Genomic DNA, 14,925 nt, shown 5'->3' with positions numbered 1-14,925 from the left:
TTTAGACCTGCTTAACAACTATGAAGAATTTAATATATATCGCTTTACTGGCCTTATTCATTTACAGCTGCGGTTCATCTGGCGGAAGGAACTTTTCAGATAAGATAGCTAATGCCGAAAATGATACGGTTCGCATCGCTAATGATAGTCTTGAATATGAGATCATCATCATCGAGCCTGGTTTTAATCTTTTCCTGAATTCCTATGCCAGGCAGCGCGGCTATTATTCCCAGGATTACCTGGAGAATAAGAACAGAATGCTGGTTACCGAGTACAATCAACGCGTAATGCAACCCAATGCCTTCAATCCTAATTTGTATATCAACGAGATCAATTATGATCCGCGGATTGATTATGGCTATGAAGTGAATTACCTGCTCTACAACTACTTTGTTTACTTCAGCAATCAGTATAATCAGCGATTTAGTGTACCCACGAGAATTTGATTTCAAAAGCAAATCTTTATATTTGTGCCATGAAAAAGCTGAAAAACCGTTGGGGCATAAGTTCTAACTACCAATTATTCTTAATACTTCTGGTTTTCGCCATAACCGGGTCCAGTGCAGCTAAACTGGCCGAACCTTTATGTGAGTTTCTGGGAATCACCCGGGAAAGCACTCACTGGAGTATTTACTGGGCTTCCCGAATCATTCTAATTTTTCCTATTTACCAGGTTCTTTTGGTAAGTTTTGGCTGGATATTCGGTCAATTCCAGTTTTTCTGGGGTTTTGAAAAGAAGATGTTAAGCCGTATGGGATTCGCCAGGCTCTTTAAAGAATAATTTGAATTTAGCGAAAAACATATTATTTGTTTTTACAGCCTTCCTGATCTTTCTACCCTCAGGATTGAGTCTCTCACATATATTTTCAGATCACGCTCATGCGGTGTGCACCGAATATGCAGAATATCACTACCACAAAAAGCAATTGGATTGTGACCTGCAAAAATTTAAGAAGGATCCCGCTCTAAAAATTGATCTGCCACGATATGAACCCTTCGCGGAAATAAGTTTCCACAGGTTTGTTTTTGATTATTATCACTATTTAAATGATTTTGAGGCTCTCTCCTTCTCTCTTCGAGGACCACCTATTCTGGCATAACTTAAAATTCATTTAAGTCAGAATCTCATTTAATCCTCATAATATGCAAAAATTTATATTGCTTACACTGCTTTTAGCAGTGAATACCCTTTTATATAGTCAGAATGAATTAACCGGAAAGGTGCAGAATTCAGAAACTGGAGAACCGGTCTTCAGCGCCAGCGTATATTTCCCTGAACTGGAAAAGGGCAGCATGACAGATGAAGAAGGAAACTTCACAATAACCGATCTTCCTAACGGAAGCTATAAGCTGGTAGTATCTTCCATTGGGTTCGCGAGTTATACTACTGAGGTAACTCTTCCTTCGCAGGCTATTTCTATAGATGTGGTTCCATCGGCCATCGAAATGGAAGAAGTGATCGTTTCTACTCCCTTTCACCAGCTGCAAAGTGAAAATGTAATGAAGGTCGAGCGTGAGAATATTTCAGAACTAAACCGAAAAGGTGCCGTAACCCTTTCTGACGGGATCACGCAAATCGCCGGGGTTGAAAGCCTAACCACCGGCCTTGGTATTGGAAAACCTGTAATACGGGGATTAAGTTCCAACCGTGTACTGGTATACACGCAGGGAATAAGACTGGAAAATCAGCAATACGGCGATGAACATGGTTTGGGTATTAATTCTAAGGGAATTGGAAGTGTGGAAGTAATTAAGGGTCCTGCATCCCTGCTGTACGGTAGCGATGCAATTGGAGGCGTTATGTACCTTAACCCTGAGCCCTATGCGTCGCCTAATACGACCAATTTTGAACTGGAAGGAGATGTTTTCGGCAATACCAACGGATATCAGGGTAGTCTTATGGCTAAAACTTCTGGCGATCGTTTTAAATTCCTGGCCAGGGGTAGCTATGCAGCACATTCAGATTATGAAACCGGTGACGGTGAACGAGTAACCAACACCCGGTTTAATGAAGAAGATCTTAAGGCTGGTATAGGTTTCCAGCAAACCAACTATAAGGGAGATCTTAGATATAACTTTAACCGAAGTGAAATAGGAATTCCCGAGGAAATTGGTCCAAATTCTTTGGAAAAGGATCCTCTAGAACCGTATCAGCTTATAGATAATCATGTTTTAAGTCTCGATAACCGAATTTATTTAAACAACTCAAGTTTTGACCTGAAACTGGGATACCAGTTCAATAACCGCCAGGAATTTGAAGATCATCATCATGAGGACGAACATGACGAACATGATGAACATGAAGAGGAACATGGTGAACATGAAGAGGAACATGGAGAACATGAGGAGGGGCATGAAGAAGGCGAAGCTGCATCTCTAGAAATGCACCTGGAAACCTTTAATTACAATCTTAAATACAACCTTCCTAAAATAGGCAATTTTGAGACCATAGCCGGGATACAGGGAATGTATCAAACCAACGAAAATTTTGGTGAAGAGATTCTAATCCCCGATGCGAGAACCGTGGATTACGGAATTTTCGCCACCACGCACTATCATCTTGAGAAATGGGATTTTCAGGGTGGATTGAGGTTTGATAATCGAAAACTTGATACACAGGCTTATCTAACTGAAGATGGCTCACAGGTTGACGAAGTGAACAGAAATTTCAATAGTTTTAACGGGGCTTTTGGAGCAAAATTCCATGTAGACCAAAAATTCATCGCAAGGTTAAACCTGGCCACAGGTTTCCGCGCTCCCAACCTTTCAGAATTGACTTCAGATGGAACCCACCATGGGACAAACCGGTATGAAATAGGAAATCCTGATCTTGATAACGAGCAGAACTTCCAGGTAGACCTGGCTGTGGAGTGGAGAAATAGACATATTGAGGCATTCGTTAACGTATTTAATAATGCAGTAAATGATTATATTTTCCTGAATCCAACGGGAGAAAGTATAGATGGCGATCCGGTTTTTAATTATGTTCAGGAAGACGCCAACCTGTATGGTGGAGAAGTTGGTTTCCACCTTCACCCCCATCCATTAGACTGGCTACACCTTGAAAGCAGTTTTGAGACAGTAACCGGAAAACTTGATAATGGAGGTTATTTACCACTTATCCCTGCAAACAGTCTAACTAATACTTTCAGGGTTGAATTTGATAAGGGAAGTATATTAACCAATAAATACGCCTTTATCAGGTTACGAAATGTATTCGACCAGGATAATCCTGGCCAGTTTGAAACAGCCACCCCTGGCTATGCTTTGCTGGGCGCTGGTATTGGCACCCAGGTTGCTTTAAATGGTTCTACACTAAACCTGAGGATCAATGGGAACAATCTTTTGAACAAAAGTTATATCTCACATCTTAGCCGGTTGAAACCAGATGGAATTCAGAATATAGGCAGAAACTTCATATTTTCGGTTTCCTGGAGTTTGTAAAGCATGGTATGAAACACAAAAAGGCCGCTATCTGGAAATAGCGGCCTTTTTTCTCTAACTAATTAATTAAGCCTGTACTCAATGACTTTTCACTTCAATTACCTGGGCTTTTAACGGCTCTTTCTTCCATACATAGGTATAAAGATACATCAAGGTAAAAGTTGGTATAATATCGGTTCCTGGCAGGATCTCCTCAAGGAAAACAAGAATCGAAGCTAACTTTCCTTTTCTTCCAGGATACATTTCGCTCATTTTCTTGGCGGCGTAAGGTGCCCAGGCCAGATCCAAAAAGGGACCTATTACCGGAATACCCAAAGTGGCCATCCCAACAAGGTCATATGCCACACCTTTTAAAAATTTTTTATTCTTAAATAAATTCATTTTTAATCTTTTAGTTCAATTAGAGCAAAGAAAGTGCCAGATTTAAATTATCGAAGATTTGAACTGATGAGCTTTAAGAATTCTTCCCTTGTCTCGATCTTTTCAAATTGCCCGCGAAAGCCAGACGTAGTTGTCGCACTATTCTGTTTTTGCACACCTCGCATCATCATGCACATATGAACCGCTTCGATCACAACGGCAACGCCCTTAGGCTTTAGGGTTTTATTCAAACATTCAAGAATATCGCTTGTCAATCGTTCCTGAACCTGCAGTCGGCGAGCAAAAACATCCACCACACGCGGTAATTTGCTTAGACCTATTATCTTTCCATTTGGGATATAGGCAATATGGGCCTTTCCGAAGAAAGGTAAAATATGATGTTCACATAGCGAGTATAGCTCTATATCCTTGACCACTACCATTTCGTCATAGGAATCTTCAAATACGGCCTTATTCAGGATCTTTTCTGCATCCATAGAATAACCCTGGGTTAGAAACTGCATGGCCTTGGCTGCACGTTCTGGCGTTTTGAGCAAACCTTCACGACTCGGGTCTTCTCCCAGGCCCCTAATGATCTCATCAAAATTTCGCTGTAAATCTTTTGTGATGCCAGGGCTGTACTCATCAATTTGTTTATAAGCCATATTATTTAGGTTGTTTCAGTTTATCGGAAAATAGATTTTTGAGTTTCGTGATTTTAGGATCAATTATATATTGACAGTAAGGCTGTTGCCTGTGCCGGTTATAGAATTCCTGGTGTTCCTGCTCTGCTTCGTAAAAAGCAGACGCCTCCTTAACCTCTGTCACAATTGGGTTTTCAAACACCTTTTGAGACTCCAGCATTTGAATGACCTCCTCTACCATCTCCTTTTGTTCGTCGTCATGGTAAAAGACCGCACTTCGGTACTGGGTACCCACATCATTCTGCTGCCTATTCAAGGTTGTAGGATCGTGAGTAGCGAAAAAAATGAGCAGGAGTTCCCTGTAATTGATTTTTTCAGGATCATATTTCAATTGTATGCCTTCGGCGTGTCCAGTTCTGCCGGTAACTACTTCTCGATACGGTGGGTTTTTGATAGTACCTCCCGTAAACCCGGGACGTACCTCTTCCACACCTTCGATTCTTTGAAAAACAGCTTCGGTACACCAAAAACAACCACCAGCCAGGGTAGCCTTTTTAAGATTATTAGTATGCATTCAATAGTTTTGTTTATCAAATCTATGGTTTTAATAAACAAAATGGGTTTTGTTTAACCTTATTTTAATGAAATATTTTGTCGATCGTCCATAACAGTGATACATTTGGGCGTTTTTAAATTATATCCCCAATTCATGCCCGAATTTCGCCGACTTTCCTTATTGATCTTTCTCTTCGGAATAGTTGCATTTTCCCAGGAAAATCAGGAAAAAAGGAAATTATACACCACCCAACGTATAGAAGACGCACCTAAGATAGACGGAATCCCAGATGATGAAATTTGGGAAACCGCTGAAGATGCTACCAATTTTGTAATGATCCAGCCCGGTGATGGAGATCCTATTCCCGAAGATCACGAGACCCGGGTTAAGATTCTTTATAACGACGAGGCTATTTTTATCGCCGCTTATCTAAAGGAAAAGCATGTTGGCCGCATTTTAAAGCAATTTACACAACGTGATAACCTGGAACAGGCTGAACTCTTCCAAATCGATATCAACACTTATGATGACGGCGAGAATCAAACCCGATTTATCGTCACCGCGGCGGGAACCCAGGCCGATGCCAGGCTAACCGGCGAAAATCAGGATTTCAGCTATAATGTGGTTTGGGATTCTGCAATTTCCATGGATTCTGAAGGATGGTATGTTGAGATGAAGATTCCTTACGCCGCTTTGCGATTTCCCGATAAACAGGTGCAAACATGGGGAATACAGTTCTACCGTGAAATTAACCATTTGAATGAAGGTTATGTTTGGAACTATGTGAATAAATCGGTTGGCCAGCAAAGTCAGTATAACGGATTGCTGAAAGGGATCGAAAATATCGATCCCCCGGTTAGGCTAAGTCTTTATCCCTATTTACAGGGTTCTATAGATCGATTTGATGGGGTTACCGAATCTAATTTTAACGCCGGGATGGACCTCAAATATGGGATCAACGAATCCTTTACCCTGGATATGACTTTGGTACCAGATTTTGGACAAACCGCCTATGATGATGTGGTGTTAAACCTGGGGCCTTTTGAGCAGGTATTTGGTGAGAACCGGGCCTTTTTTACAGAAGGAACCGAGTTGTTCACCAAGGGGAACCTGTTCTATTCCAGGAGGGTTGGTAGCCGACCTTTAGGCTTTAACGATGCACAGGCGCAGTTACTCGATAACGAAAGGATCATTGAGAATCCAGAACGTACCGATCTCATCAATGCCCTTAAAGTCTCCGGAAGGACCGATCGAGGACTTGGCATTGGTTTTTTCAACGCCGTCACCAATGAGGTAAAGGCGGTCTACCAGGACACTATCAGCGGGGAAAACCGCGAAAAATTAACCGAGCCACTTGCCAATTATAACATCGTGGTGTTGGACCAGCGATTCAATAAGAATAGCTCCATATCACTTATAAATACAAATGTGACCCGTAATGGTCATTTTCGCGACGGGAATGTTTCGGCTTTCATGTTCGATATTTACAACAGGGAAAATTCCTTCAATTTTGCGGGCCAGGCGACTATGAGCAACGTAAACCTGCCCGGGCAGAACATTACCGGCTTCGCTTCCGAATTTTCGGCCGAAAGGACCAAAGGAAAATTCAGGTATGAAATTGGTCATGAATTTGCGAACGAAACTTACGACATCAATGACCTGGGGGTAAATTTGGTAAATAATTACAACAATTTTAACTGGGGTACTTCATACCAGATTTTTGAACCCAAAGGGAATTATAACCGATACCAGATACGTATCTTTGGCCAACATCTACGAAGGTACAGGCCAGATGTTACTGTAAACACCGGGATGGGAGGCAGTTTTTTTGCCATGACCCGAAAGCGTTTTGCCTTTGGTGGAGGTTTAAATATAAATTCTGAATTCAAGGATTTTTTTGAAACCCGGGCGGTAGACACCTATGTGCTTTATAACGATTTTGGAAGTTTGAACGGTTTTGTCTCTTCAGATTATCGAAAAAAGTTTGCCTACGATGTACGCCTCAACCTGGAAGAATATTTTGAATCCAGTCAGAGCGACATCAGGCTTAGCATTGAACCACGTTTCCGGTTCAACGATAAGTTCAACCTTATTTATGAATTTGTATATGCTTATCAAAACGACAGGGCAAGTTTTGTAACGAAAACAACCGATGATATCATTTTTGGGAACCGGGATCAAAAAAGTATTGAAAACTCGATCAATGCCAATTATAATTTTAATACCAGACAGGGATTAAATCTTAGTTTCAGGAATTTCTGGTCTACTGCTACTTTTACTGAAGGCCAGTTTACCAGGCTCATCGAAGACGGAGAGTTACAGCCTATAGACTATCCTGTCACCAAGGCAAACGACCCCGATGTTAATTTCAATATCTGGAATCTTGATCTTAGTTATCGCTGGCAATTTGCTCCAGGAAGTGAAGCCATACTTCTTTATAGGAATTCGATCTTCAACCAGGACAACCTGAGCGACCTGGCCTATACCCAAAGCCTGGACCGCCTTTTTATGCAGCCCGCAAGGCATAATCTTAGTTTAAGGGTGGTCTATTTCATAGATTATAATATCGCCCGTAACATATTCAAAACTTAGTCTTTGGGAATCCTGTTAAATTGGCTATTTTCGGAGCTCCTATTCGATCACTGATGATAACTGCGAAGAACATTCATAAATATTACGGCGACCTTCATGTCCTGAAAGGTGTGGACTTACACATCAAAAAAAGTGAGATCGTTTCTATTGTTGGCGCTTCAGGTGCCGGTAAAACGACTTTGCTCCAGATCCTGGGAACACTGGACCGACCATCAAAAAAGGAAAATTCGGAACTCGCTATAAACGACACCAATATTTACGGACTTTCTTCCAAAGACCTATCCAGGTTCAGAAATGAACATATAGGTTTTATTTTTCAGTTTCATCAATTATTACCAGAATTCACCGCATTAGAGAATATTTGCATCCCTGCATTCATCAAAAAGACCCCGCGTAAAAAAGCTGAAAAACGAGCCATGGAATTGCTTGGATTCCTGGGTCTTGAAAACAGGGCATCTCACAAACCGGGAGAACTAAGTGGTGGTGAACAGCAGCGAATCGCGGTAGCCCGAAGTCTGATCAATAACCCTGCAGTGGTCTTTGCCGATGAACCCTCTGGAAATCTCGACAGTGAATCTGCGGAAAATCTTCACCAGCTTTTTTTTAAGTTGCGGGATGAATTTGAGCAAACTTTTGTGATCGTGACCCATAATGAAGAGCTGGCCGATATGGCAGACAGGAAGCTTACCATGGTAGACGGGGAAATCGTAAATGACTAAGCTAAAATCTTACATTCCTTTCTGAATACCTTACGGAAAGTTATCTTTGCAAAAATTAAAAACGTTTATGAAGCTTTCCAAAGCGGCGCTTAAGGAATTTTTAGACGAAAAGGTAAAAAAATACAACACCCCGGAATTCATAGAATCTGATCCTATTCAGATCCCGCATCAGTTCAGCAATAAACAGGACATCGAAATTTCTGGTTTCCTTACCGCTACTATCGCATGGGGAAACCGAAAAAGCATCCTTAACAATGCTGAAAAGCTGATGGACCTAATGGACAGGAGTCCGTTTGATTTTGTGATGAATCACGAGCAAGACGACCTTGATCACCTGGATGATTTCGTTCATCGAACATTTAATTCGGTTGACCTGAGATATTTTATCAAGGCACTTCAGAACATTTATAAGAACCATGGAGGTTTAGATAAGATCTTTCAGGATCATTCTGAAAGAGATAGTCTTCAGCCCGCTATTCATCATTTCAAATCGGTTTTCTTTGAGCTGCCACATCCAAAACGAACCGAAAAGCATGTGAGCGATCCCTTAAAGAATTCAGCAGCAAAGCGAATTAATATGTATTTGCGGTGGATGATCAGGCAGGATACTAATGGAGTGGACTTCGGAATCTGGAAAAGCCTGTCCCCTTCTCTACTTTCCTGTCCGCTGGACGTTCATTCAGGGAACGTTGCACGTAAACTTGGCTTGCTGAAACGCAAAATGAACGACGCCAAAGCCCTCGCCGAACTGGATGCCAATTTGCGGAAAATGGATCCAAAAGATCCGGTGAAATATGACTTCGCCCTATTCGGGCTGGGTGTTTTCGAAAAAGAGCATTTTTAGGCAGTTGCTTTTCTCCTATTTTTTAGTTTATTTTAACGTTTATTAAATCCAGTATTTGATGATCACCCCCACTTTGCCAGCTAATGAATTAGCCCGGCTTGAATCCTTGAAAAGTTTGGATATTTTAGATTCCCTTGCCGAGGAAACCTATGATAGCATAACGAAACTGGCGAGCGAGATCTGCCATACTCCAATTGCCCTTATCACCATTACCGACTCGAAACGAAACTGGTTTAAGTCGAAGATCGGGACGAGTATTCCGGAAACCGACCGGGAGATATCCTTTTGCACTCATGCCATTTTAGAACCTTCAGAATTACTTGAGATACCAAATACCCTGAAAGATACCAGGTTTAGTGAGAATCCGCTGGTCATTGCAGAAAACGGGGTGCGGTTTTACGCCGGGGTACCGATCAAGGACGAAAAGGGTTTGCCCCTTGGAACGCTATGTGTACTCGATTCAAAAGAACATCATCTTAGCCAAAGCCAAAAAGAAGCATTAAAGGCACTGGCTAAACAGGTGGAGTTGCTTTTTGAATACAGGCGTAAGAACCAGGCTCTTGAGAAAATGAAGAACGACCTTGATGAAACAAATCGGGTTCTAAGGGAGTTTGCCAGCACGGTTTCTCATGACCTTAAGATGCCTCTGGCCAATATGATCGTTAGTGCCGATATATTAAAGGCTAAGTACTCTAATATAATGGACGAGGAGGGTGTTAATTACCTCAATTACCTCAAGCAGGCCGGTCTTACACTCAGCGATTACATAAATGGACTTTTGGACCATTATTCCAGCAATCACATAGAATCTGTGAACCATCAGGAGTTCTTTTTGAACGACCTTTTAGAGGATATCATTGACCTGTTGCAGATCGCAGAGAACTGTGAGATCAACCTTCCAGATAATAACCTGAAGATCCATTCCAACGGTGCTGCCCTGGGCCAGATCTTTATGAACCTGATAAGCAACAGTCTTAAATATAACCAGAATGATAAGATCGTAATCGATATAGATTGTAATGAAAACCGTGAGTTCTTCAATTTCAGCATTAGTGATAACGGGATAGGGATTCCTGAAGCTAAACAGGCCTCCATCTTTGATCTATTCACCACAGCTACAGACCTGGACCGGAGGGGAAAAAAGGGACACGGGATTGGACTTTCAACCGTGAAGAAACTCGTAGCAAGCCTGGGTGGAAGTATCAGGGTGATTTCAGAAGAAGGAAAAGGAACTCGCTTTGAATTTAGTATAAAACGTACAATACCGGTAGATTAGGATTTTTTTATCATTATTCTATTCTATTTTAAATAACTTTAAAAACAATATTCGATTTGGGGCAATGCAACATAAATTAGTGCCATTCAATGAAAAGCTAAGACAGGCTGCATTGATGGAATATAAAATAATCAATACCGGGCCAGATAAAGATTACGATAATCTTACCTTTCTGGCTGCGGCTATTTGTGATGTCCCAGTTGCTAAGATCAGTATTGTTGACAAAGACCGTATCTGGACCAAGTCTATCTACGGAATGAAGAGCGATGTTTTAAAGCGGGAAAACTCTCTTTGTGACAACGCTATTCACCAGGAAGAAAACATTACCATACTTTCAAAATCAAAAAATCCGGAGCTATTTTCGAATGTAGAATCGGTTTACGGAAAAGATTTTAGTTTCTACGCCGGGGTTCCTCTTCATAATCCACAAGGTCATGCTATCGCCGTCTTTTGTATTTTTGATACCCGTGAACGCAGCCTAACCGATGAACAGGTAAAGGCACTCATCGCCCTTGCCGGGCAAACGATGAACCTGTTCGAGTTCAGGAAACAGAAGAATAAATTATACGAGGTTCAAAAGATACTTAAGGAGAAATACAGGGAACTGGAGCGTTTCGCAAGCCTGGTTTCCCATGACCTTAAATCTCCTTTGGCTAATATCATCTCCCTTAGTGAATTGCTGAAAGAAGAAAATAAAGGCAAATTTGATGAGGAAACAGAGCAATATCTTGAATTCCTCGTTGAATCCTCCTATTCCCTGCGGAATTATATTGACGGAATTCTGAGCTTCTACCGAAGTGATCATGTACTGGAAAAAGATTACGTAAATTTAGACCTGCATAAATTGCTGAAAGGCATCGTGGATCTTTACCAGGTTTCAGACGATATCGAGATCACCTACCCTGATGATGTAATGCTTCATAATGTCAACAAAGCAGCGCTCACGCAGGTATTCCTCAATCTTATCAGCAATGCCCTGAAATATAATGATAAGCCAAAACGCAAGGTAACTATCAGCCACAGCAGAAATGAAGAATTCTACTTTTTCGATATAAAGGATAACGGGGCCGGAATTCCGAAGGAAAAAAGCAGGGAAATTTTCGAACTATTTACCACGCTTGAAACAGCCGACCGGGACGGTAATATGGGTAGCGGGATTGGCCTGGCCACCGTAAAAAAGCTGGTTGAATCTATGGGCGGCAGCATAACGGTAGAGTCTACTCCCGGTGAAGGCAGTCTTTTCAAGTTCCGAATTAAAAGGTTGTAGCGATCAATCGCATTTCATTTTCTATATTTGAGAAACCTTTTTCCTAACTATGCGATTTCAACACCCGGAATTATTGTATGCCCTGCTCCTGCTCCTTATTCCGATAATCGTTCACCTGTTCCGTCTAAGAAAATTCCAGAAAGAAGACTTTACCAATGTCAAGTTCCTGAAAAAGGTAATCCAGGAGACCCGTAAAAGTTCACGCTTAAAGAAATTCCTGATCCTTATAACGAGATTGTTCCTGGTGGCCTGCCTGGTTCTGGCTTTCGCCCAGCCCTATATCCCGGCAAGCGACAAAGCCTTGGAACCAACCTCCAAATTTATATACCTGGACAATTCGTACAGTATGCAAGCGGGTAATGGGCCGAATTCGTTACTGCAGCTCGCCATTACAGATCTTTTGAACGGGCTGGAAGAAAATTCAGATTATGCGCTTATTACAAACAACTCAGAATTCTATAACCGTACAGAAGCCGATTTAAGGGAGGAATTGCAGGAGCTGGAACATACCCCTGAAAAGATCGATTTCAGGCAGATACAGTTAAAAGCTGAAAATTACTTCAGTGGAAAAGGCCAGGCTAATCAGGAAGTACTTATAATTTCAGACTTTCAAAACACACTGGACCTCCCACAGGAAATCGATTCAGAAACTATCGATTATAAATTCATACAGACCGGCCTTGAAAACCTCAGGAATGTGAGCCTGGACACTGCTTTTATCAACGATTCGAATCCTGGAAGCATCAGTATCAAACTCCAGTTAAAGTCAAATTATAGCCCACAGACCCCGTTGGCAGTTTCAGTTAGGGACGGTGAAAAACTATTGGGAAGAAATACAGTGCTGATAAATGATGAAGAAACATCTGAAATCGAATTTATTCTTAAAAATGAAGAAATTTCGAACGGACTTATCGAAATTGAAGATCCGGGACTTGCCTATGATAACCAGTTGTTTTTCACGATATCGAAAAATCCCCCGGCAAACGTTGTGGTCATTTCTAACAGGGAATCAGGTTTTTTACAGCGAATTTATTCAGCACCTGAATTTGAAACGAGTATTTTCAGCTCAAACCAGATCGATTTCAATGAGCTCAATTCGGCCAATTTAATAATAGTGAATGAGCTGGAGGATGTGCCTTCCTCACTCTCGACCAATCTGGCGAATGCCATGAATTCAGGGACTTCGGTAATCATTATCCCATCAGAAGAATATTCAGATTATAATGAATTGCTTTCCAGGCTGGGCCTTCCCAATTTTACTGGAAATGTGGACAATGAACTGCTTATTAGTTCTATAGAATTCGATCATCCCCTGCTGGAAGGAGTTTTTGAAGACCAAACACAAAATTTTGAATATCCTAAGGTCTTAAACTCTTACAGGCTTAACTCAGGTAACGGAATACTTCTTTACGAAGATGGCACACCATTCCTGACGGGAAATAATTCGGCCTTTCTTTTTTCTGCTGCCCTGAACACGGATAATTCCAATTTTCAGAGTTCACCATTGATCGTTCCTGTTTTTTACCAAATTGGGCTTCAGTCACTTAAAAAGCCACAGCTTTATTATTCAATCGGCAGCGATTCAAGAATTGATGTTGCTGCGAGTTTAGGTAAAGACGAAGTGCTTCAGCTTAGTAATTCTACTGAGGCGGTTATCCCACAACAGCAAAATTTCAATAACCGGGTTGAAATCAGCACTACCGGCCTGGAATTAAAAGCCGGGAATTACAGCGTGGAGGCACAAAATGAAAAAGTAGGGCAAATAAGTTTCAACTTCGATCGCAAAGAAAGTGAACTTGTTTTTACAAATATCGAGGATATCGAGGCTGTTGAAACCTTCAACTCGGTAAAAGAATATTTCAGCCAGGCAAATGCAGCATCGCAAATCAACGCGCTTTGGAAATGGTTTGTTATTTTTGCTTTGTTGTTTTTAGCTGTGGAAATGCTCCTAATAAAATTCTTTAAATGAAGCTACTCATAAAATCGGTTACAATTTTAGATGAAACATCGGCTCATCACAAAAAGACGGTTGATATTCTTATCGAAAACGGGAAAATTAAAAAGATTGGAAAATCGATTAGCGAAAAAGCTGATCAAAAAATAGAGGTTCCAAACCTTCATGTTTCCAAAGGCTGGTTTGACAGTAGCGTAAGTTTTGGAGAACCGGGCTTTGAAGACAGGGAAACCATTGCCAATGGGCTTGACACTGCTGCTAAATCTGGATTTACCTCGGTTGGGCTCAACCCATATACGCAGCCAGTTTTAGATCATAGCTCAAATATTGCCGCAGTAAAGAATAAAGCGAGCCAGCACCCTGTTAACTTATACCCTGTTGGAGCGCTTACCATGAAAAGTGAAGGCGTTGATCTTGCTGAACTTTTGGATATGCAACAGGCCGGTGCAGTCAGTTTTGGAGATTATAAATTACCGCTTCGAAATCCTAATCTGCTAAAGATAGCCCTGCAATATGCCCAGAATTTTGATGCCCTGGTTCAGAGTTTTCCACAGGAAAACCGTATTGCCGGCAACGGAATTGTAAACGAGCAGGAGAACAGTACCAAACTGGGCTTAAAAGGAATACCAAACCTTGCTGAAGAACTTCAAATCACCCGCGATCTATACTTACTGGAATACACGGGTGGAAAATTACATATTCCAACTGTTTCAACTGAAAAATCGGTGAAACTTATCAAAGAGGCCAAAAAGAAAGGCCTTGACATTAGTTGTAGTGTAGCTATTCACAATTTGTTGCTAACTGACGATGAACTGGAGGAGTTCGATGCAAATACCAAGGTCTTGCCACCTTTAAGAACCTCAAAAGATGTAAAAGCGCTGAGAAAGGGATTACAGGATGGCACTATAGACATGGTAACCTCAGATCACAACCCCATAGATCCAGAGCATAAAAAGGTTGAATTTGATAATGCTCTATTTGGTACCATTGGCCTGGAATCTGCTTTCGGAGCCTTGTGCACGATCTATGATGATTCAGATGCCGTGAAATTCCTCAGTGCGGGTAAGAAGCGTTTTGGAATTCCGGAGTATGAAATAAAGGAGGGAGAACCTGCAGATCTAAGCCTGTTTATTCCTGGAAAAGCTTTTACCTTTGCAAAAGAGCATATTTTCTCAAGCTCAAAAAACAGCATTTTCCTCAATAAGAAATTATACGGAAAGGCTTTCGGAATAATTACCGAAAAAGGGCATTTAAGTCAGTAAATTCAGA

The 14,925-nt window shown here is 41.3% G+C and carries 14 protein-coding genes; 11 read left to right on the top strand and 3 right to left on the bottom strand.

From position 1 onward, the window contains the following. Window positions 1-20 precede the first annotated feature (20 nt). The 4 genes from MKO06_RS10320 to MKO06_RS10305 are packed head-to-tail and all read left to right on the top strand — an operon-like array spanning window position 21 to window position 3,444. Complete coding sequence (locus MKO06_RS10320) at window positions 21-446, top strand: DUF6146 family protein (protein ID WP_241551092.1); 426 nt, start codon at window positions 21-23, stop codon at window positions 444-446. Between the two features lie 29 nt (window positions 447-475). After that, window positions 476-781, top strand: a complete 306-nt coding sequence (locus MKO06_RS10315; RefSeq protein WP_241551091.1) for a DUF6787 family protein — start codon at window positions 476-478, stop codon at window positions 779-781. Between the two features lies 1 nt (window position 782). Next, a complete protein-coding gene (locus tag MKO06_RS10310) occupies window positions 783-1,100 on the top strand; it encodes a hypothetical protein (protein ID WP_241551090.1) in 318 nt (105 codons plus the stop codon). A 43-nt stretch (window positions 1,101-1,143) separates the two neighbouring features. Beyond that, complete coding sequence (locus MKO06_RS10305) at window positions 1,144-3,444, top strand: TonB-dependent receptor (RefSeq protein WP_241551089.1); 2,301 nt, start codon at window positions 1,144-1,146, stop codon at window positions 3,442-3,444. Window positions 3,445-3,522: 78 nt separating this feature from the next. Here MKO06_RS10305 and MKO06_RS10300 read toward each other — a convergent pair whose 3' ends face one another. Genes MKO06_RS10300 through msrA form a run of 3 tightly spaced genes read right to left on the bottom strand, consistent with a single transcriptional unit; the run spans window position 3,523 to window position 5,022 of the window. Continuing rightward, window positions 3,523-3,825, bottom strand: coding sequence for a hypothetical protein (locus MKO06_RS10300; protein WP_241551088.1), 303 nt, complete (start codon window positions 3,823-3,825; stop codon window positions 3,523-3,525). 47 nt (window positions 3,826-3,872) lie between these two features. Next, complete coding sequence (gene folE / locus MKO06_RS10295) at window positions 3,873-4,469, bottom strand: GTP cyclohydrolase I FolE (protein WP_241551087.1); 597 nt, start codon at window positions 4,467-4,469, stop codon at window positions 3,873-3,875. Window position 4,470: 1 nt separating this feature from the next. Continuing rightward, the gene (gene msrA, locus MKO06_RS10290) at window positions 4,471-5,022 is read right to left on the bottom strand and encodes a peptide-methionine (S)-S-oxide reductase MsrA (protein WP_241551086.1); all 552 of its coding nucleotides are present in this window, start codon (window positions 5,020-5,022) and stop codon (window positions 4,471-4,473) included. A 135-nt stretch (window positions 5,023-5,157) separates the two neighbouring features. Here msrA and MKO06_RS10285 point away from each other — a divergent pair, with 135 nt between their 5' ends. From MKO06_RS10285 to MKO06_RS10255, 7 genes are all read left to right on the top strand, one after another. Continuing rightward, window positions 5,158-7,596, top strand: a complete 2,439-nt coding sequence (locus MKO06_RS10285) for a DUF5916 domain-containing protein (RefSeq protein ID WP_241551085.1) — start codon at window positions 5,158-5,160, stop codon at window positions 7,594-7,596. Window positions 7,597-7,649: 53 nt separating this feature from the next. Beyond that, window positions 7,650-8,315, top strand: coding sequence for an ABC transporter ATP-binding protein (locus MKO06_RS10280; protein ID WP_241552044.1), 666 nt, complete (start codon window positions 7,650-7,652; stop codon window positions 8,313-8,315). A 67-nt stretch (window positions 8,316-8,382) separates the two neighbouring features. After that, window positions 8,383-9,159 (top strand): TIGR02757 family protein, encoded by a 777-nt coding sequence (locus tag MKO06_RS10275; protein WP_241551084.1) that lies wholly within the window; start codon window positions 8,383-8,385, stop codon window positions 9,157-9,159. Between the two features lie 58 nt (window positions 9,160-9,217). After that, entirely contained in the window at window positions 9,218-10,435 is a 1,218-nt protein-coding gene (locus MKO06_RS10270) for a sensor histidine kinase (protein WP_241551083.1), read from the top strand. Window positions 10,436-10,499: 64 nt separating this feature from the next. Next, on the top strand, window positions 10,500-11,702 hold the full coding sequence (locus MKO06_RS10265; RefSeq protein ID WP_241551082.1) for a sensor histidine kinase: 1,203 nt from the start codon (window positions 10,500-10,502) through the stop codon (window positions 11,700-11,702). Window positions 11,703-11,751: 49 nt separating this feature from the next. After that, a complete protein-coding gene (locus tag MKO06_RS10260; RefSeq protein WP_241551081.1) occupies window positions 11,752-13,671 on the top strand; it encodes a BatA domain-containing protein in 1,920 nt (639 codons plus the stop codon). Then, the gene (locus tag MKO06_RS10255) at window positions 13,668-14,918 is read left to right on the top strand and encodes a dihydroorotase (protein WP_241551080.1); all 1,251 of its coding nucleotides are present in this window, start codon (window positions 13,668-13,670) and stop codon (window positions 14,916-14,918) included. The genes MKO06_RS10260 and MKO06_RS10255 overlap by 4 nt, the downstream gene beginning before the upstream one ends. Window positions 14,919-14,925: the final 7 nt, after the last annotated feature.

Source organism: Christiangramia oceanisediminis, assembly GCF_022570735.2.
GTDB classification, from domain to species: Bacteria; Bacteroidota; Bacteroidia; order Flavobacteriales; family Flavobacteriaceae; genus Christiangramia; species Christiangramia oceanisediminis.
The sequence above is the reverse complement of the archived record's forward strand: the minus strand, read 5'-3'. Positions and strand labels throughout refer to the sequence as shown.